Origin of the sequence: Variovorax sp. LjRoot130 (genome assembly GCF_964253755.1) — a bacterium.
GTDB lineage: Bacteria > Pseudomonadota > Gammaproteobacteria > Burkholderiales > Burkholderiaceae_C > Variovorax.
On sequence record NZ_CAXURM020000001.1, the window covers coordinates 289,344 to 308,622 of the forward strand.

Here is a 19,279-nt window from a genome sequence, read left to right on the forward strand (position 1 = left end):
CATGTCCTCCGATCCGTCTTCCGTCCCTGTTCTCCCGGTTCCTCCGATGAAGCTGTCCGGCCTCGAGCCGGTGCAGATCGGCCAAGGCACGCTCTTCGTCAACATCGGCGAGCGCACCAACGTCACCGGCTCCAAGGCTTTCGCCCGCATGATCCTGAACGGCCAGTTCGAGGAAGCGCTGGCGGTCGCGCGCCAGCAGGTCGAGAACGGCGCGCAGGTGATCGACATCAACATGGACGAGGCCATGCTCGACAGCAAGGCCGCGATGGTGCGCTTCCTGAACCTGATCGCCAGCGAGCCCGACATCGCGCGCGTGCCGATCATGATCGACAGCTCCAAGTGGGAGGTGATCGAAGCCGGCCTGCGCTGCATCCAGGGCAAGGGCATCGTCAACTCGATCAGCATGAAGGAGGGCGAGGCCCAGTTCAAGCACCACGCGACGCTGCTGCGCCGCTACGGCGCGGCCGCGGTCGTGATGGCCTTCGACGAGCAGGGCCAGGCCGACACCTACGAACGCAAGATCGAGATCTGCGAGCGCGCCTATCGCATCCTGGTCGACGAGATCGGCTTCCCGCCCGAGGACATCATCTTCGACCCCAACATCTTCGCGATCGCCACCGGCATCGAGGAGCACAACAACTACGCGGTCGACTTCATCAACGCCACGCGCTGGATCAAGGAAAACCTGCCGGGCGCCAAGGTGTCGGGCGGCGTCTCGAACGTGAGCTTCAGCTTCCGCGGCAACGACCCGGTGCGCGAAGCGATCCACACCGTGTTCCTCTACCACGCGATCAAGGCGGGCATGGACATGGGCATCGTCAACGCCGGCATGGTGGGCGTCTACGACGACCTCGAACCCGAGCTGCGCGAGCGCGTGGAAGACGTGGTGCTGAACCGCCGCCCCGACGCCGGCGAGCGCCTGGTCGAAGTGGCCGAAACCGCCAAGAGCGGCGCCAAGGACGAGAGCAAGAAGCTCGAGTGGCGCGGCACGCCCGAGCACCCGGTGCACGTGAACCAGCGGCTCTCGCATGCGATGGTGCACGGCATCACCGACTTCATCGTCGAGGACACCGAAGAGGCCTACCAGCAGATCCTGGCCAAGGGCGGCCGGCCGCTGCACGTGATCGAAGGCCCGCTGATGGACGGCATGAACATCGTCGGCGACCTGTTCGGCCAGGGCAAGATGTTCCTGCCGCAGGTGGTGAAGTCGGCGCGCGTGATGAAGTCGGCCGTGGCCCACCTCATTCCCTACATCGAGGAAGAGAAGCGCCAGGACGAAGCCGCGGGCCGCGACGTGCGCACCAAGGGCAAGATCATCATCGCCACCGTCAAGGGCGACGTGCACGACATCGGCAAGAACATCGTGACCGTCGTGCTCCAGTGCAACAACTTCGAGGTGGTGAACATGGGCGTGATGGTCCCGTGCCACGAGATCCTGGCGCGCGCCAAGGTCGAGGGCGCGGACATCGTGGGCCTGTCGGGCCTGATCACGCCCAGCCTCGAGGAGATGCAATACGTCGCCGGCGAGATGCAGAAGGACGAGCATTTCCGCATCAAGAAGATCCCGCTTCTGATCGGCGGCGCCACCACCAGCCGCGTGCACACGGCGGTGAAGATCGCGCCGCACTACGAAGGGCCGGTGGTCTACGTGCCCGACGCCTCGCGCAGCGTGAGCGTGGCGCAGTCGCTGCTGTCCGACCAGGCGGCGGCCTATATCGACGAGATCAACGCCGACTACGACAAGGTCCGCCACCAGCACGCCAACAAGAAGCAGACGCCGCTGTGGCCGCTCGCGAAGGCGCGCGCCAACAAGACGCCGATAGCCTGGTCGAATTACCTGCCGCCGGTGCCGAAGTTCATCGGCCGGCGCGTGTTCAAGAACTTCGACCTGACCGAGCTCGCGAAGTACATCGACTGGGGGCCCTTCTTCCAGACCTGGGACCTCGCGGGCCCGTTCCCGGCGATCCTCAAGGACGAGGTGGTCGGCACCGAGGCCGTGCGCGTGTATGCCGACGGCCAGCGCATGCTCAAGCGGCTGATCGAAGGGCGCTGGCTCAGCGCCAGCGGCGTGATCGGCTTCTGGCCCGCCAACACCGAGAACGACGACGACATCGTGCTCTATACCGACGAATCGCGCACCGAAGCCGCGCTCACCTGGTACGGGTTGCGCCAGCAGACCGAGAAGCAGGCCATCGAAGGCGTCATGCGCCCGAGCCGCTGCCTGGCCGACTTTGTCGCGCCGCGCGAGAGCGGCCTGAAGGACTACGTCGGCATGTTCGCCGTCACCGGCGGGCTCGGCGTCGAGAAGAAGGAGAAGTACTTCGTCGACGACCTCGACGACTACTCGGCCATCATGCTCAAGGCGCTGGCCGACCGGCTGGCCGAGGCCTTCGCCGAGGCGCTGCATCACCGCGTGCGCACCGATCTCTGGGGCTATGCGCCCGACGAGGGCTTGAGCAACGAGGACATGATCGGCGAGAAGTACCGCGGCATCCGCCCCGCGCCGGGCTATCCGGCATGCCCCGACCACAGCGTGAAGCGGCCGATGTTCGACCTCCTGAACTGCGCGGACATTGGGATGACCCTGACGGAGAGCCTCGCCATGATGCCCGCCGCCAGTGTCAGCGGCTTCTACCTGAGCCATCCTGAGGCGACCTACTTCAACGTCGGCAAGATCGGGCACGACCAGTTGCAGGATCAGGCAGCGCGACGCAAGCAGAGCGAAGCGGATCTCGAGCGGCTGCTGGCCCCCAATCTCTGATGCTTCAGAAACTGATGTTTGCTGCCGCGCACTATGCGGCGCTGGCGATCTTCGTTGCCGGCTGCTGGGGCTTCGGGCGGGTGGTGCAGTCGCGCATGGGTTCGCCGGTGCGCCACGACGTCTGGCTCGAGACCGCGATGGCCACCGCGCTCGGCGTCGGGGTCTTCATCTGCGCGTTCCAGCTGCTCGGCATCGCGGGCGCGTTCGACATCGCCGGCGTGCTGCTGCTGGCCGCGATCGGCTTTGCGGTGGCGTGCGTGCAGTTTCCGGCATGGAGGCGGGAGGTGCGCGCCTTCGACCCGGGGCTGCCCCTGTCATGGGTCGACAAGGCGGGCCTGGTCGCGCTGGCGCTGGTCGCGCTGCCGACGCTGCTGGCGCCGCTGGCGCCGCCGGCCGCCTTCGACGAGTTGATGTACCACCTGCCGTATGCGCGCGAGGTGGCGCAAAGCGGCTCTCTCGGCATCCATGAGTGGCTGCGCTATCCCTGGTTTCCGTACAACTACAACCTGCTCTATGCCGCCGCGCTCTTGGTCGGCGACGACGTGTTGGCGCATTTCCTGAACGCGCTGGCCGGCTGGCTGTCGGTGTGGATGGTCTACCGCCTGGGCGTGCTGCACCTGAACCGCGTGCTGGGCTGCGCGGGCGCCGCCATCTGGCTCGGCATGGGCGACTATTCGAACGCCTTGATCGACACGGGCGTCGCGCTGTTCGTGCTGGCGGCCTGCACGGCCTTGTGGTGGTGGCGCGAATCGCCACCGGAGCAGGGCCCGCGCTGGCTGGCACTGGCGGCTTTTTTCCTCGGCCTCGCGGCGGGCTCCAAGTACCAGGCGCTGACCTTCCTGCCGCTGGTGGCCTGGTTCGTGATCCGCCGCGAACGGCGCCCGGGCGTCTGGGCCGTCGCGCTGCTGTGCTTTCTCGTTCCCTGCATCTACTGGTACGCGCGCAATGCCGTGATGACGGGCGATCCCTTCAATCCCATCGGCGCGAAGCTGTTCGGCTTCAGCAACTGGAACCTGGCCGACTACAAGAACCAGCTCGACGACGTGCGCATCCATGCCGCCTTTCCCAGCCTCCTGATCTGGCCCGTGGTGCTCGCGCCTCTCAGCAAGGCCTGGCGGCGCTCGCCGGCCGTGCACGCCGCGATCATCTTCTGCGCCTACTCGGTGCTCGTGTGGACGCTGACCTCGCGCTACCCGCGCTACTTGACGGCTTCGTTCCCGCTGATCGCGCTGATTGCGGTGCTGGGCTGGCAGGTGCTGCTCGGCTGGATCGTGGCGGGGCTGCGCTGGCTGCTGCCGGTAGCCGGCCGCGTGGGCTGGCCGGCGCGCGCGGGCAGTCTCTTCGTCGTTGTCTTTCTGGCAGCGCTCGCGGCGGTGTCGGTCCGGCATACCGCGCGCGCGCTCACCAAGGTGTCGCCGACGCCCGAGACGCGGGAGGCCTTCCTGCGGGCCAACGTGCCCGGCTATGCCGTCATGAACTACCTGCGCGAGCACGCCACCGGCCGCGTCTACCAGATCGCGCTGAGCGAGGCGATCTACTACGGGCCCAACCCGATCTGGGGCGACGCGCTGGGACCGTGGCGCTACACGGACTTTCTTCCTCTTCCCCCGGCCGAGATGGCGCGCAAGCTCGCGGCACTGGGCTTCGAGGCCATCGTCATGCCCTACACGATGGTGCCGCAGATCACGACCAAGCCTGGATTCGACGATCATTTCGCCCTGATGTACGAGAAAGACGGCGCCAAGGCCTATCGCATCCTGCAATACAAGAATGACCGAGCACCCTGATCCGCGCCCAGCCCCGCTGCCCGCACTGCCCGCACTGCCCGCACTGCCCGCACTGCCCGCACTGCCCGCACTGCGTATAGCCGCCGTGATCCCGTGCTTCAACGAGGCACTGGCCATCGCGCAGGTGGTGGACGAGTTCCGCGTGGCCCTGCCCGAGGCCGAAGTCCATGTGTTCGACAACGCCTCGACCGACGACACCGCGGCCGTCGCCCGCGCCGCCGGTGCGCGCGTGACGCACGTGGCGCTGCGCGGCAAGGGCAATGTGGCGCGGCGCATGTTCGCCGACGTCGAGGCCGACATCTACGTGATGGTCGACGGCGATGCAACCTACGACCTCGGCGAGCTGCGCCGCCTGATCGACACGCTGGTCGAAGGCAACCTCGACATGGTGGTCGGCTCGCGCGTCGACGACGGCCACGACGCCCACACCTACCGAACGGGGCACCGCTTCGGCAACCGCCTTCTGACCGGCGCGGTGGCGGGGCTCTTCGGCGGCCATCTCACCGACATGCTCTCGGGCCTGCGCGTGTTCTCGCGGCGCTACGCCAAGTCCTTCCCGGCCGTCTCGGAGGGCTTCGAGATCGAGACCGAGCTCACGGTCCATGCGCTGGAATTGCGCATGCCCTTCGCCGAACTGCCGGTGCGCTACCGCTCGCGCCCGGAGGGCTCGCACAGCAAGCTCTCGACCTACCGCGACGGCTGGCGCATCCTCAAGACCATCTGCAAGCTGTTCGTGAGCGAGCGGCCGCTGCTCTTCTTCTCGGGCATCGCGACCGTGCTGGCGCTGGCCTCGCTCGTGGCGGCCGTGCCGCTGGCCCTCACCTACATCGACACGGGCCTGGTACCGCGCCTGCCGACGGCCGTGCTGCTGACCGGCACCATGCTGGCCGCGATGCTGGCCTTCGTCTGCGGCATCGTGCTGCACACCGTGACCATCGGGCGGCAGGAGGCCAAGCGGCTGCGCTATCTCTCCATCCCGGGTGTGCGCCATCGCGGCCGGCCATGAGGGCGGGCCGCGAGTTCCTGTTCTTCGCGGCCGCCGGCGTGGCGGGCCTGGGCGTCGATGTCGGCGTGCTGTATCTCGCGGCCCCCGTGCTCGGCTGGTATCTGGCACGGGTGCTGTCCTTCGTCGCAGCCGCGACGGCGACCTGGGCGCTGAACCGGCGCTACGCCTTCAGCGCGCGGCATTCGGAGGTATCGCTGGCGCGCGAATACCTCGGCTACCTGCTGACCATGCTGGGCGGCGCCTTCGTCAACTACGGCGTCTATGTGCTGGTGCTGCACACGCTGAGCGGCCCATGGGCGCCGGCGGCCGGCGTGGCGCTTGGCAGCCTGACGGGGATGGTGCTCAACTTTCTTTCCGCGCGGCACCTGATATTCAAGTCGAGGCGCGAGCGGTGAGGGCTGCTGTCGCCTGATCACGGTCACAACGAGTAGCACGGCATCGCGCGGCCGAGTAGCGCCACGCGTGACTTGCCGGGCTGGGCCGGATCGCCTCTGAGTTTTCAGGAGACGCCGTCCTCCCATATTTCGTCCTGGATTGTGGACCGCGCCCTTACGGGGCGCACGCCGACAGTGACTGCCTGCGGTGCGGATACGCTGCTACTTCCATCCGCTCGCGCAGGCATCGCTCGATGACCTTTTCCCGCCGCAAGTTCCTGCTGATTGCTGGGGCGCTCGCTGCATCCGGTGCATCGTGGGCGGCCTGCGCTGCCAAGACATCGGCCGCAGCCAAGACCGCCCCCTCCGATGCGAAGAAACCCAGGGCATTGGACCGGCTCAATGCGGCGACTGAGACGCCGATGCTTTCCCAGGGCGCCAGAGGCGCCGCGGTGGTTCGTGCCCAGATCCTGCTTGACCGCGCATGGTTCTCGCCCGGCGAGATCGACGGCGGCTTTGGTGCAAACATGCGGCGTGTGGTGGCCGCGTACCAGACGGCGAGCGGCATCGCCCCTACCGGCAAGGTGGACGCCGCCACCTGGACGGCCCTCAGAAACGACACCGCGCCTTTGTTCGCCGCATACGTCGTCACCGAGAGGGATGCTGCCGGGCCCTTCACGGCGACGCCAAGGGACATGGCCGATAGGGCAAAGCTGAAATCGCTCGACTACGAATCCGTCGAGGAAGCGTTGTCGGAGAAGCATCACATGGCGCCGAAGCTGCTGGCGGACCTGAACAAGGGCGCGCGATTCAGGGCCGGCGATGAGATCGCGATTGTCAACGTGGCCGGCGCTGCGGATCCAGCGGTTGTGAAAGCCGCGGCGTCGATCGAGATCGACAAGTCCGAGCACATGCTCTTCGTGCTCGACCGCGACGGCAAGCCGCTGGCGGGCTTCCCGATCAGTATCGGCGGGCGGCTTGATCCCTTGGAACTCGGCAGGATGAAGGTCACCAACGAAGTGAAGAATCCGACCTTCACCTACGATCCCGGGCTCCTCAAGAATGCGCCAGCGAAGGCGAAGAAGGTCGAAGTGCCGCCCGGCCCCAACAATCCGGTGGGCAGCACCTGGATTGGACTTTCGAAACCGCACTGGGGCATTCACGGAACGCCGTCTCCCGCGCGCGTCGGTCACCAGGAAACCAATGGCTGCATTCACTTGACCAACTGGGATGCGGCGCGATTGTCGACGCTGGCCAAGACCGGGTTTGCGGTGGAGGTAAAGCCATAGTGGCCGTGGTGGGTCGGCGCAGTCTCGTGGCGGCCGCGCTCTTCGTTTCGCCACTCTGCGCCTCGGCGCAGCCAGGAGGCGCGCCATCGGAGGCGCCCGCAGCGCAAGCGCCGGTCATGGCCGATGGGTCGGCCTTGCTGGCAAATCGCAAGCAGACCGTTCTCGGCTTCATAAGTCGCGCCATGAATCGAGGCAGTGAGCGGCAAGAGCGGTGACCCAGAACGGATCATCCGGATCGAAGGCAAGCCCGAACTTGGGAGTGATGAGAAGGCCTGCCTACTCAAACGCAGACGGATCTGTAGCGCGAACGAAAGATGCAAGTGCGGTGAACGGCACTGACAGATTGCCGATGTTCACGACCGGTGCTTGCGCGGTGATCTCTTCCAACCTACCGCAGTCCTGGAAACGGTAGACCACCGAGTCGTAGTCGAGCTCATTGAGCCCGACGCCGTTTCGGCACGTTCTCGCGGGCTTGCCTCGCATCTTCACGACCTCTTGTCTTGAGGCCGAGAACGATGTTTCATCGACGCATACGAACGGATCCAGATCCATTTGATCGCCGCGCGCGCTTCGTTCAGTCAGTGCACCCCCGACACCACCACCGGAATCTCGGTCGCCGGCGGCGTGTTGCGGCTGCGGCCGCAGCGCACGATGCCGTCGATCATCACCATGCCGACGCCCGGGATGTCGCCGAGCTGCACGCTTTCGAGCAGCGTCCTGCCGGCCGTGTGCTGCGCGCGGTCCATGAAGACGAAGTCGGCCGCGCGGCCGACCTCGATCAGCCCGCAGTTGAGCTTGCGGATGCGCGCCGTGTTGCCGGTCGCGAAGCAGAACACCAGCTCGGCCGGGATGTTCGCGATCGAGGACAGCATCGCCACCATGCGCAGGATGCCCAGCGGCTGCACGCCCGAGCCGGCCGGCCCATCGGTGCCGAGGATCACGCGGTGCGGGCACTTCAGGTCCAACGCCGCCTTGGCAGCCGCGATGGCCACGCGCTCGTTGCCGTTGTGCACGATCTCGATCGCGCGCGAAGACTTCTCGCACAGCTCGCACACATGCGCCTCGGGCAGCGAGGTGTGGCCGCCGTTGATGTGGCCGATGATGTCGGCATCGGCTTCGAGCACCACGTCCTTGTCGATCAGGCCCGAGCCGGGGATCGAGGGGCCGCCGGTGTGGATGGTGCTCTGGATGCCGTACTTGCGCGCCCAGGCCACCATCTCCTTGGCCTCGTAGCCGGCCTTCACCGAGCCCAGGCCCACTTCGCCGAGCAGGCCCACGCCGGCCTCGGCCATTTCCTTGAAGTCGCTCTCGACCATGCCCTTCTCGAGCACCGGCGCGCCCGCCAGCACCTTGACGCCGCCGGGGCGGAAGTTGTCGAAGGCGCGCTGCGCGGTGATGGCCAGGGCCTTCACGCCCACGATGTCCTTGGGCCGGCCCGGCAGGTGCACTTCGCCGGCCGAGATCATCGTGGTCACACCGCCGTTCATCGTCGAATCGATCCAGCCAAGCTGGCTCTGGCGCGGCGTCCAGTCGCCGAACACCGGGTGCACGTGGCTGTCGATCAGGCCGGGGGCGACGCAGGTCTTCTTGGCGTCGATCACGGTCTGCGCGCCTTCAAGATCGCAGTCCTTTTCCTTGCCGACCGCGACGATCAGCCCGTCGTTCACGACCAGGGTGTCGGCGTCCAGGATGGGCTTGTCGATGTCGCCCGAGAGCAACAGACCTATGTTCCGGATGACGACCTTGCCCGACTTTGCGCCGGTTGCGACTTCTGCCATTTCTTTGCCTCTTCGTGGGGTGAGGTTGAGGTGGTTTCTTCGTCGGAAGCGCCCGCGTCGACCGTGCGCAGCACGGTTTCGATCACGAAGTCTTCCCAGTGCGCCACGGCTTCCGGCGTCTCCAGCGGCTCGCCGAGGAAGGCGGTCAGCGTGTGGCGGTTCGATGTGTAGAAGTAGCCGGTGGAGGCGATCAGCAGGTAGAGATCGCGCGCCGCCACGTCGTCGCGGAACAGCCCCTGCGCGACGCCGCTTTCGAGCAGCTTCTGGATGATCGCGATCGCCCGCGACGAGTATTCGCGCGCGCGCAGCGACTTCGCGACGTGCCGGCCCTTGTGCAGGTTCTCGGTGTTGAGCAGCGTGACGAACTCGGGGTTCTTGCGGTAGTAGCCGAGCACGAAGCGGATCACCGCCGTCAGCGCCTCGACCGGCCGCGATGCGTCGAGGTCGATCGCGGCCTCGGCCTCGTCCATGCGCCGGTAGATGCCCTCGAGCACCGCGATGAAGAGGCCTTCCTTGCTGCCGAAGTAGTAGTAGATCATGCGGTCGTACGACTTCGCGGCCTTCGAGATCTTCTCGACGCTGCCGCCGTCGTAGCCGTACTTCGCGAACACCTTGGTGGCCGCGCGCAGGATGCTCTCGCGCGTGGCCTGCGCGGCGGCCTCGCGCACGCCGGTGCGGCGCGTGGCCGGCTTGGGCAGGCTGCGGCCGTTGGCCATTTACTTCTCGGCGAAGGCGCGTTCTACGACGAAATCGCCGGGGGTCGACGTGTTGCCTTCCTTGAACCCGCGCGCTTCCAGGATGTGCTTCAAGTCCACCAGGAGGCCCGGGCTGCCGCAGAGCATCACGCGATCTTCCGCGGCATTGAGCGGCGGCAGACCCAGGTCGTCGGTCAGCTTGTTGGTCTCGATCAGCTCGGTGATGCGGCCCATGTTGCGGAACTCCTCGCGCGTCACGGTCGGGTAGTAGAGCAGTTGCTTCTCGATCATCTCGCCCAAAAACTCGTGCTTGGGCAGGTGGTCGGTCACGAGGTCGTGGTAGGCCAGCTCGTCGATCTGGCGCACGCCGTGCACCAGGATGATCTGCTCGAACTTCTCGTAGGTGTCCGGGTCGCGGATGATGCTCATGAACGGTGCAAGACCCGTGCCGGTGCCGAACAGATAGAGGCGCTTGCCCGGCAGCGTGTAGTCGATCAAGAGCGTGCCGGTGGGCTTGCGGCCCACGATGATGGTGTCGCCCACCTGGACGTGCTGCAGCCTGGAGGTGAGCGGGCCTTCCTCGACCTTGATGCTGAGGAACTCCAGGTGCTCCTCGTAGTTGGGGCTCACGATGCTGTAGGCGCGCAACAAGGGCTTGTTGTTGACCTTGAGGCCGATCATCGTGAAGTGGCCGTTGGAAAAGCGCAGCGCCGGGTCGCGCGTGGTGGTGAAGGTGAACAGGCGGTCGGTCCAGTGGTGGACGCTCAACACGCGTTCTTCGCTGAATGCACTCATAGGAATCAGGGATGGTTATGAATGAAAAGGGAACCTGCCGATTGTCGGCGACGCCGCGAAAACACCATTGCAAGCATCGATTCTGTTTGCTACATTGGCCTTCAATGTAGTGATTGCAACATGAAAGTGTAGGGAATACTACACAAACCGTGAGTCCAATACAAGCCGGTTTCCGGCACGGTTGTTGCAGATCCGATCGGCCCCGATTTCAAGAGTAGCCCCCGATGACCGAACACACCAAGACAGACGGATTGCCCGGCATGGACATGCCGGTATTGCCCGAGGCCGGCGGCCGCTCGCCCCTGCGCAACGAGCGCATGAGCACCAGCAAGGTCGAGTGCAACGCCTGTCCGGTGCTGTGCCAGATCTCCGAGGGGCGCACCGGCGCCTGCGACCGCTATGCCAACCGCGAGGGCGTGCTGGTGCGCGTCGATCCGGTGCTGCTGCTGCGGCGCGAACTCGCGAGCGAATCGCCGGCGCTGGTGCCTTTTGCGCGGCCGGCGGCCGAACAGGCGCCCGCGGAAGCGGACCCGGACTGGCAAGGCGATCTCCTGCATGCCGACGAGGTCTTTGTCACCGGCGTGGGCTCCTCCACCACCTACCCCGACTACAAGCCCGCACCCTTCATCGTGGCTTCCAAAGCCCAGGGCGTCGACATGGTCACGGTCGTGACCGAGGGCATCTTCAGCTACTGCAGCTTCAAGGTGAAGATCGACACCGACCGCTTCCTCGGCGCCGAGCAGGCCAACGTGCGCTACCGCGGCGAGGTGGTAGGCCACGTCACCACGGCCGAGTACGGCTCGCAGATGCTCTCGCTCGGCGGCGTGCACCATCTCACCGGCGGCAGCAAGAAGGAGGGCCGCATGACGGCCGAGCTGATGCAGCTGCTGGGCAACAAGAAGGCGGTCGAATGCGTGATCGACGGCGGCGCCAGCATGGTGATCCAGGCCGGCAAGGCCCCCATCGTCAACGGCGTGGAGGAAAAGCGCATGCGCGTGGGCTGCGGCTCGGCGGCCGTCGGCATCTTCGCGCGCCAGCTCTTCAGCCAGGCCGACGAGGTGGTGGTGGTCGACGACCACATCACCGGCGTGCTCACCGAGCACCAGGCCGGGCGCTGCCTCGACATGCCGCCCTCGGGCATCCAGATGCGCGGGCGCAAGTCCACGCCCGGGCGCTACTTCCAGGTGGCGAACCCCGGCAACGGCTGGGGCGGCACCGACATCGACGATCCGCTGTCGATCATCGAGGGCTGGGAAGAGGGCGTGGCCAAGCCGGGCCTGCGTCTCCTGATGACCTCCACCACCGGCGAACATGCGCAGTGGTACGTGCTCGACGATCAACTGCAGCCGGTCGAGCAGGAAATGCCCGCCGAAGTGCGCCGCATCGTCGAGCGCATCGGCGAGAACTGCGAGCCCTCGCTGTGCAGCGTGCTCTTCCTCGGCGGCGCCGGCGGGTCCTTGCGCGCCGGCGTCACCGAAAACCCGGTGCTGCTCACGCGCGCCATCAAGCGCGCGCTGGTCAACGTGACCTGCGGCGGCGCGCCGGCCTATGTGTGGCCCGGCGGCGGCATCACGGTGATGGTGGACGTGCTGCGCATGCCCGACAACAGCTTCGGCACCGTGCCCACGCCCGCGATCGTGGCGCCCATCGAGTTCAGCATGCGGCGCGAGGACTATGCGGCGCTGGGTGGGCATATGGAGCATGTGTTCTCGCTCGAACAAGCGCTGGCGCGCGGCGCCTGGCAGAACGACGGTGCGCCGCTGGCGCGCCAATGGCTTCGCATGGACGATGCGAATCCCTGGCCGCTCGGTCAACCGCCCATGCTGGGCTGAACGGACTTCATTCCCATGACCGCCCAACGCACCGCGCTCGACGGCGGCCGCTGGCATCTCAACCACGGCCCGATCGACATCGTGGCCGAGGCGCACGGTGACGCGGTCGAGGTCGCCGTCGCGCACGAACTCGCGTGGCGGCGCTTCGGCTCGGTGCTCGCCGAGCTTGTGACCGAGCTGCCCCTGCTGCGCCAGCCCGTGGGCGCAGCATGCGCGCTGCAAGGCCCCATCGCCCAACGCATGTGGAAGGCCTGCGCCCCGTTCAGTGCCGGCTTCATCACGCCGATGGCCGCCGTGGCCGGTGCCGTGGCGCAGGAACTCATCGCCTGCTACCAGCGCCCCGGCATCGAGCGCGCGTGGATCAACAACGGCGGCGATATCGCGCTGCATCTTGCGCCGGGCCATTCGGCGCGCGTCGGCCTGTTCGCCGATCTCGCGCGCTTCGATCTGCGCGATGGCGGCCCGCTCGCGACCGACGGCCAGTTCGAGATCGGCGCCGGCATGCCGGTGCGCGGCGTCGCCACCAGCGGCTGGCGCGGCCGCAGCTTTTCGCTCGGCATCGCCGACAGCGTGACCGTGCTCGCAGCCACGGCGGCAGAAGCCGATGCCGCGGCCACCGTGATCGCCAACGCGGTCGATGTCGTTGACCCCGGCATCCATCGCCTGCCGGCCAGCGCCTGCAAGGACGACAGCGATCTGGGCGACATCCCGGTGACGACCGACGTGGAGCCGCTGGCGCCCGCGCAGGTGCGCCGCGCACTGGATGCGGGCGCGGCCCGCGCCGCGGCCTTGCAGCGCGCGGGGCTGGTGTGGTCGGCCGTGCTGGTTTGTCAGGGGCAATGGGCGATGGTCGAGCCCTTAAGCTCGCATGCGTCCGGTGTCTCGGCCATTGCGGGGCCGCCCCGTGCCGCTGCAGTTGGTTCAGTATTTGCTTAACGAAAAGCAGGGCTTCTTTTCATGATCGATATACGTCGCGTTTTCACCCATGTCGAGCACATCCACCACGAGTTCGGTCCACGCGCCGCAACGCCGCTGGTGCGCGGCGCCATCGGCGCGGTCCTGACCAATCCCTTCGCGGGCCGCTACGAGCCCGACATCCTGCCGATGATGAGCCTGCTGGATCCGGTCGGCGTCGACATGGCGCACCGCCTGCATGCCGCGATGGACGTGCCGCTCGAGCAGATCGCCACCTACGGAAAGGGCGCGATCGTCGGCGCCGCCGGCGAGCTGGAGCACGGCGCGCTGTGGCATGTGCCAGGCGGCTATGCGATGCGCGAGCTGCTCGGCTGGAAGGGCGACCGCGACGCCTATCGCCAGGGCAAGGCCGAGGAGAAGACCGGGCAGCCCGGCAATGCGCTCTCGATCGTGCCCTCCACCAAGAAGGTGGGGCCGCCCGGCGCGGCGCTCGATGTGCCGCTCACCAACATCAATGCCAGCTACGTGCGCGGGCAGTTCGACGCGATCGAAGTGCGCGTGCCCGGTGCGCCGCTGTCCGACGAGATCGTCTTCATCCTCGCGATGAGCACCGGCTACCGCGTGCATGAGCGCGTCGGCGGCCTGCGCGCAGAAAACATCGCCAAGTGGGACGGGCTGCGCTGAGCGCACCACCCCTGATCCAGAGACAAGACAAGGAAAGAGAACCATGAGCGCCAACATCCGCAAGCTCGTCGTGCAGGTCGACGAAACCCGCAAGGAAATGGGCCAAAGCATCGAGCCGCCCACGCGCCGCGCCGTCGCCATCGCGGTGATCGAGAACCCCTATGCAGGCCGCTACAGCGAATCGCTGGACGAACTGATCGCCATCGGCGAAGAGCTGGGTGCGCTGCTCGGCCAGAAGGCCGTCGCCGCGCTGGGCATCGAGCCCGGCCGCGTGCAGAGCTACGGCAAGGCTGCGATCGTCGGCGAGTCCGGCGAACTCGAGCATGCCGCGGCCATCCTGCATCCCAAGCTCGGCGCGCCGCTGCGCGTGGCGGTCGAGAAGGGCGCGGCGCTGGTGCCCTCGGCCAAGAAGCGCGGCACGCTCGGCACCGCCATCGACGTGCCGCTGGGCCACAAGGACGCGGCCTTCGTGCGCAGCCACTTCGATGCCGTCGAGGCCCGCGTGTCGGATGCGCCGCGCGCCAACGAGATCGTCGTCGCGGTGGCGGTCACCGACAGCGGCCGCCCGCTGCCGCGCATCGGCGGCCTGCAGGTTTCCGAGATCAAGGGCGAAGACGGCCTCCGCTGAGCCGCTCTTGCCACTTCATGCATTTCCTCTTCCGTTCGACCCCAAGGAGCTTTCAATGAACCCCCTGCGTCATGTCTTCAGTGCGGCCGCCGTCGCCACGCTCGCCACTGCACTCGTCCCCGCGCATGCGCAGGGCGTGATCAAGATCGGCGAGGTCAACAGCTACAAGGCCCAGCCCGCCTTCCTCGAGCCCTACAAGAAGGGCATGGAGCTCGCGGTCGAGGAGATCAACGCCAAGGGCGGCGTCAACGGCAAGAAGATCGAGCTCATCACGCGCGACGATAACGCCAACCCCGGCGACGCGGTGCGCGTGGCCGAAGAGCTGATCTCGCGCGAGAAGATCGACGTGCTGACCGGCACCTTCCTGTCCAACACCGGGCTGGCCGTCGCCGACTTCGCGAAGCAGAAAAAATTCTTCTTCCTGGCCGGCGAGCCGCTCACCGACAAGATGACCTGGCAGGGCGGCAACCAGTACACCTTCCGCCTGCGCCCGGGCACCTACATGCAGGCCGCGATGCTGGTGCCGGAAGCGGTCAAGCTCAAGAAGAAGCGCTGGGCGATCGTCTACCCCAACTACGAGTACGGCCAGTCGGCGGTGGCCGCGTTCAAGCAGCTGCTGAAGGCGGCGCAACCCGATGTGGAGTTCGTCGCCGAGCAGGCGCCGCCGCTCGGCAAGGTCGATGCCGGCAGCGTGGTGCAGGCGCTGGCCGATGCCAAGCCCGATGCGATCTTCAACGTGTTGTTCGGCGCCGACCTGTCGAAGTTCGTGCGCGAAGGCAATACGCGCGGCCTGTTCAAGGGCCGCGAAGTGGTGAGCGTGCTGACCGGTGAACCCGAGTACCTCGATCCGCTGAAGGACGAGGCGCCGAACGGCTGGATCGTCACCGGCTATCCCTGGTACGGCATCCAGACGCCCGAGCACAAGGCCTTCTTCCTCGCGTACCACAACAAGTACAAGGACTATCCGCGCCTCGGTTCGGTGGTGGGCTACACCATGATCAAGTCGGTCGCCGCCGGCGCCGCCAAGGCCAAGAGCACCGAAACGCCGAAGCTGGTCGCCGCCTTCGAGGGCCTGCAGGTGGACACGCCCTTCGGCAAGATCCTCTACCGCCCCGAAGACCACCAATCGACCATGGGCGCCTTCGTCGGCAAGACGAAGAACGACAACGGCAAGGGCGTGATGGTCGACTACCAGTACTTCGACGGCGCCAAGTTCCAGCCTTCCGCCTCCGACGTGAAGAAATCGCGCACTGCGGATTGATCGAGCACGTCCACCATGAGTTTCTCGGGGTTCATTGTTCAATTGCTCAACGGCCTGGCCGGTGCGTCGTCGCTGTTTCTGGTGGCGGCCGGCCTGTCGCTGATCTTCGGCGTCACGCGGATCGTGAACTTCGCGCATGGCTCGTTCTTCATGGTGGGCATCTACGTGGCGTATACGCTGGTCGAACGGCTGGGCACGGGACTCGGCTTCTGGCCGGCGCTCGTGATCGCCGCGCTCGCCGTCGGCGTGCTCGGCGCGCTGATCGAGGTGGTGCTGCTGCGCCGCATCTACAAGGCGCCCGAGCTGTTCCAGCTGCTCGCGACCTTCGCGCTGGTGCTGGTGATCAAGGACGCGGTGCTGTGGTTCTGGGGGCCCGACGAATTGCTGGGCCCGCGCGCGCCCGGCCTCTCGGGCTCGGTGATGATCCTCGGACGCCAGTTTCCTTCCTATGACCTGTTCCTGATCGTCGTCGGCCCCCTGGTGCTCGGCCTGGTCTGGATGCTGCTCACACGCACGCGCTTCGGCACGCTGGTGCGCGCCGCCACGCAGGACCGCGAGATGGTCAGCGCGCTCGGCGTCAACCAGGCATGGCTGTTCACCGCCGTGTTCGCGCTCGGCGCGCTGCTCGCGGGCCTGGGCGGCGCGCTGCAGCTGCCGCGCGAACCGGCCACGCTCGAAATGGACCTCAACACCATCGGCGCGGCCTTTGTCGTCGTCGTCGTGGGCGGCATGGGCTCGATTCCCGGCGCCTACGCGGCCGCGCTGCTGATCGCCGAGATCAAGGCGATCTGCATCTGGCTCGGCGTGGTCGATGTCTTCGGCATCAGTGTCTCGTTCTCCAAGCTCACGCTGGTGGTCGACTTTCTCGTGATGGCGGTGGTGCTGGTGTGGCGCCCCTGGGGCCTGTTCGGCCGGCCGCAGGCGCCGAGCCGCTATGTGGGCATGCAGGAGGAGCCGCTGCGTCGCCCGAGCAGGGCTTACCTGATTGCGGCCGCCGTGTTCGGCCTCGTGCTCGCAGCCATGCCCTTCATCACGGCCGACTCGCCCTACACGACGGTGTTGATGATCGACCTCATGATCGCTGCGCTGTTCGCGACCAGCCTGCACTTCATCATGGGCCCGGCCGGCATGCATTCCTTCGGCCATGCGGCCTACTTCGGGCTCGGGGCCTACGGCGCCGCGCTGCTGGTGCGCGCGAGCGGCATGCCGATGGAGCTCGCGCTCGTCGTCGCGCCGCTGGTGGCGGCGGCCGGCGCCTTCGTCTATGGCTGGTTCGCGGTGCGCCTGTCGGGCGTCTACCTCGCGATGCTCACGCTCGCGTTTGCGCAGATCACCTGGGCCATCACCTACCAGTGGGACACTTTCACCGGCGGCAGCAACGGCCTCACCGGTGTCTGGCCGGCGGCGTGGCTCTCGGACAAACGCGTGTACTACTGGCTCACGCTCGCACTGGTGGCGATCGGCGTGCTGTGGCTGCGCCGCGTGCTGTTCTCGCCCTTCGGCTATGCACTGCGCGCCGGGCGCGACTCGACGCTGCGGGCCGATGCGATCGGCATCGACGTCAAGCGCATGCAGTGGGTGGCCTTCGTGATCGCGGGCACCGCCGCGGGCCTGGCCGGTGCGTTGTATGCGTTCTCCAAGGGCAGCATCTCGCCCGAATCGCTGAGCGTGGGCAAGTCGGTCGACGGGCTGGTGATGGTGCTTTTGGGCGGCATCCAGACGCTGGCAGGGCCGGTGGTGGGCGCCGTCACCTTCACCTGGCTGCACGACACGGTGGCGCGCAACACCGACTACTGGCGCGCGATGCTGGGCGGGATCATCCTGCTGCTCGTGCTGCTGTTCCCGCAGGGGATCGCGGGCTTCACCAAGCAGCTGTTCGATCGGCGGCGCGGCGGCGCGGCCGGCAAGCTGAAGGAGGCCGAAGCATGAGCCTCCTCAAAGTTTCGGAACTCGGCAAATCCTTCGGCGGCGTCAAAGCCGTCGACGGCATCAGCTTCGACCTCGCCCCCGGCGAGCTGCTCGCGCTGATCGGCCCCAACGGCGCCGGCAAGTCCACCACCTTCAACATGGTCAACGGCCAGTTGAAGGCCGATCGCGGATCGATCCTGCTCGACGGCCAGGAACTCGTGGGCCGCAAGCCGCGCGAGATCTGGCGCATGGGCGTGGGCCGCACCTTCCAGATCGCCGAGACCTTCGCCTCGCTCACGGTGGTCGAGAACGTGCAGATGGCGCTGCTCTCGCACGACCACAAACTTTTCTCCACCTGGCGCCGCGCCGCCGATCACAAACGCGACGAGGCGCTGGCGTTGCTCGACCAGGTCGGCATGAAGGCGCAGGCCGACCGGCCCTGCAGCGTGCTCGCCTACGGCGATGTCAAGCGCGTCGAGCTCGCGATCGCGATGGCCAACAGTCCCAAGCTGCTGCTGATGGACGAGCCCACCGCCGGCATGGCCCCCAAGGAGCGCAACTCGCTGATGGCATTGACCAAGCAACTGGTGATCGACCGCGGCATGGCGGTGCTCTTCACCGAACACAGCATGGACGTGGTGTTCGCGTACGCCGACCGCATGATCGTGCTGGCGCGCGGGCGCCTCATCGCGCAGGGCAAGCCGCTCGAGATCCGCGACCATCCGAAGGTGCAGGAGGTGTACTTCGGCAGCGGCAAGACCTTCGAGAAGATCGCCGAAAAGGCGGCCGCGGTGAACGCGGCGATGGGAGAGGCGGCATGAGTTCGCATGAGCAGTTGTTGGAAGCCAACGCCCTGTGTGCCTGGTACGGCGCCGCGCAGATCCTCTATGACGTCGACCTCGAAGTGCGACGCGGCGAAGTGGTCGCGCTCATGGGTCGCAACGGCGCCGGCAAGTCGACCACGCTCAAGGCGCTGATCGGCATGCTGAGCAAGCGCCGCGGCGCGGTGCGCTTCCTGGGCCACGACATCTCGAAGAGCGAGCCGCACCACGCGGCCAAGCTGGGCCTGGGCTTCGTGCCCGAGGACCGGCGCGTGTTCACCGACCTCACGGTGATGGAGAACCTCGAAGTCGGCAAGCAGGCCGCGCGCCGCTGGGCCGACGGCAGCGACGCGCCGCTGTGGACGCCCGAACGCCTGTTCAAGCTCTTCCCCAACCTCGGCGAGATGCCGAACCGCCCGGGCGGTCGCATGAGCGGCGGCGAGCAGCAGATGCTGACCGTGGCGCGCACGCTGATGGGCAACCCCTACCTGGTGCTGCTCGATGAGCCCTCCGAAGGCGTGGCGCCCGTGATCGTGGAACAGATGGCCAACATGATCCTCGAGCTCAAGGCGCAGGGCGTGAGCATCCTGCTGTCGGAGCAGAACATGCACTTCGCCGAACTCGTGTCCGACCGCGCCTACGTGCTCGAGAAGGGACAAATCCGCTACCAGGCGTCGATGGCCGAACTGGCCGCCAACGACGAGGTGCGCAGGGCGTACCTGAGCGTCTGATCACAGGATTATTT

At 66.9% G+C, this 19,279-nt stretch carries 17 protein-coding genes; 13 read left to right on the top strand and 4 right to left on the bottom strand.

Features of this window, described 5'->3' with window-relative positions:
* Window position 1 precedes the first annotated feature (1 nt).
* The 5 genes from metH to ACSQ86_RS01520 all read left to right on the top strand — a co-directional run bounded on the left by metH (window position 2) and on the right by ACSQ86_RS01520 (window position 7,217).
* Complete coding sequence (gene metH / locus ACSQ86_RS01500) at window positions 2-2,761, top strand: methionine synthase (RefSeq protein WP_436308359.1); 2,760 nt, start codon at window positions 2-4, stop codon at window positions 2,759-2,761.
* Window positions 2,761-4,548 carry an ArnT family glycosyltransferase gene (locus ACSQ86_RS01505; protein WP_436308360.1) on the top strand — a complete coding sequence of 596 codons (1,788 nt, stop codon included), beginning with the start codon at window positions 2,761-2,763 and terminating at the stop codon, window positions 4,546-4,548. The genes metH and ACSQ86_RS01505 overlap by 1 nt, the downstream gene beginning before the upstream one ends.
* A 52-nt stretch (window positions 4,549-4,600) precedes the next feature.
* A complete protein-coding gene (locus ACSQ86_RS01510; protein ID WP_436310243.1) occupies window positions 4,601-5,554 on the top strand; it encodes a glycosyltransferase family 2 protein in 954 nt (317 codons plus the stop codon).
* Window positions 5,551-5,949 carry a GtrA family protein gene (locus ACSQ86_RS01515; protein ID WP_436302442.1) on the top strand — a complete coding sequence of 133 codons (399 nt, stop codon included), beginning with the start codon at window positions 5,551-5,553 and terminating at the stop codon, window positions 5,947-5,949. The genes ACSQ86_RS01510 and ACSQ86_RS01515 overlap by 4 nt, the downstream gene beginning before the upstream one ends.
* Window positions 5,950-6,182: 233 nt before the next feature.
* Window positions 6,183-7,217 carry a L,D-transpeptidase family protein gene (locus ACSQ86_RS01520; RefSeq protein ID WP_436308361.1) on the top strand — a complete coding sequence of 345 codons (1,035 nt, stop codon included), beginning with the start codon at window positions 6,183-6,185 and terminating at the stop codon, window positions 7,215-7,217.
* 276 nt (window positions 7,218-7,493) lie between these two features.
* Here ACSQ86_RS01520 and ACSQ86_RS01525 read toward each other — a convergent pair whose 3' ends face one another.
* The 4 genes from ACSQ86_RS01525 to ACSQ86_RS01540 are packed head-to-tail and all read right to left on the bottom strand — an operon-like array spanning window position 7,494 to window position 10,485.
* Window positions 7,494-7,769 (bottom strand): hypothetical protein, encoded by a 276-nt coding sequence (locus tag ACSQ86_RS01525; protein ID WP_436308362.1) that lies wholly within the window; start codon window positions 7,767-7,769, stop codon window positions 7,494-7,496.
* Window positions 7,770-7,795: 26 nt separating this feature from the next.
* A complete protein-coding gene (locus tag ACSQ86_RS01530) occupies window positions 7,796-8,995 on the bottom strand; it encodes an amidohydrolase family protein (RefSeq protein WP_436308363.1) in 1,200 nt (399 codons plus the stop codon).
* The gene (locus ACSQ86_RS01535; RefSeq protein ID WP_436302446.1) at window positions 8,941-9,711 is read right to left on the bottom strand and encodes a TetR family transcriptional regulator; all 771 of its coding nucleotides are present in this window, start codon (window positions 9,709-9,711) and stop codon (window positions 8,941-8,943) included. Before ACSQ86_RS01535 ends, ACSQ86_RS01530 begins: the two co-directional genes overlap by 55 nt.
* Entirely contained in the window at window positions 9,712-10,485 is a 774-nt protein-coding gene (locus ACSQ86_RS01540) for a ferredoxin--NADP reductase (protein ID WP_093104350.1), read from the bottom strand.
* A 224-nt stretch (window positions 10,486-10,709) separates the two neighbouring features.
* On the opposite strand from ACSQ86_RS01540, the gene ACSQ86_RS01545 reads away from it, so the two are divergent.
* The 8 genes from ACSQ86_RS01545 to ACSQ86_RS01580 are packed head-to-tail and all read left to right on the top strand — an operon-like array spanning window position 10,710 to window position 19,265.
* On the top strand, window positions 10,710-12,317 hold the full coding sequence (locus tag ACSQ86_RS01545; protein ID WP_093104349.1) for a 6-hydroxynicotinate reductase: 1,608 nt from the start codon (window positions 10,710-10,712) through the stop codon (window positions 12,315-12,317).
* Window positions 12,318-12,332: 15 nt separating this feature from the next.
* A complete protein-coding gene (locus ACSQ86_RS01550) occupies window positions 12,333-13,253 on the top strand; it encodes a UPF0280 family protein (RefSeq protein ID WP_436308364.1) in 921 nt (306 codons plus the stop codon).
* Between the two features lie 21 nt (window positions 13,254-13,274).
* The gene (locus ACSQ86_RS01555) at window positions 13,275-13,916 is read left to right on the top strand and encodes an amino acid synthesis family protein (RefSeq protein WP_436292342.1); all 642 of its coding nucleotides are present in this window, start codon (window positions 13,275-13,277) and stop codon (window positions 13,914-13,916) included.
* A gap of 43 nt (window positions 13,917-13,959) precedes the next feature.
* Window positions 13,960-14,544, top strand: coding sequence for an amino acid synthesis family protein (locus tag ACSQ86_RS01560; RefSeq protein ID WP_093104344.1), 585 nt, complete (start codon window positions 13,960-13,962; stop codon window positions 14,542-14,544).
* Between the two features lie 55 nt (window positions 14,545-14,599).
* Window positions 14,600-15,805 carry an ABC transporter substrate-binding protein gene (locus ACSQ86_RS01565; protein WP_436308365.1) on the top strand — a complete coding sequence of 402 codons (1,206 nt, stop codon included), beginning with the start codon at window positions 14,600-14,602 and terminating at the stop codon, window positions 15,803-15,805.
* A gap of 15 nt (window positions 15,806-15,820) precedes the next feature.
* Window positions 15,821-17,734 carry an ABC transporter permease gene (locus ACSQ86_RS01570; RefSeq protein WP_436292344.1) on the top strand — a complete coding sequence of 638 codons (1,914 nt, stop codon included), beginning with the start codon at window positions 15,821-15,823 and terminating at the stop codon, window positions 17,732-17,734.
* Entirely contained in the window at window positions 17,731-18,534 is an 804-nt protein-coding gene (locus ACSQ86_RS01575) for an ABC transporter ATP-binding protein (RefSeq protein ID WP_436308366.1), read from the top strand. Before ACSQ86_RS01570 ends, ACSQ86_RS01575 begins: the two co-directional genes overlap by 4 nt.
* Window positions 18,531-19,265 carry an ABC transporter ATP-binding protein gene (locus ACSQ86_RS01580; RefSeq protein WP_093104338.1) on the top strand — a complete coding sequence of 245 codons (735 nt, stop codon included), beginning with the start codon at window positions 18,531-18,533 and terminating at the stop codon, window positions 19,263-19,265. The genes ACSQ86_RS01575 and ACSQ86_RS01580 overlap by 4 nt, the downstream gene beginning before the upstream one ends.
* Window positions 19,266-19,279 lie beyond the last annotated feature (14 nt).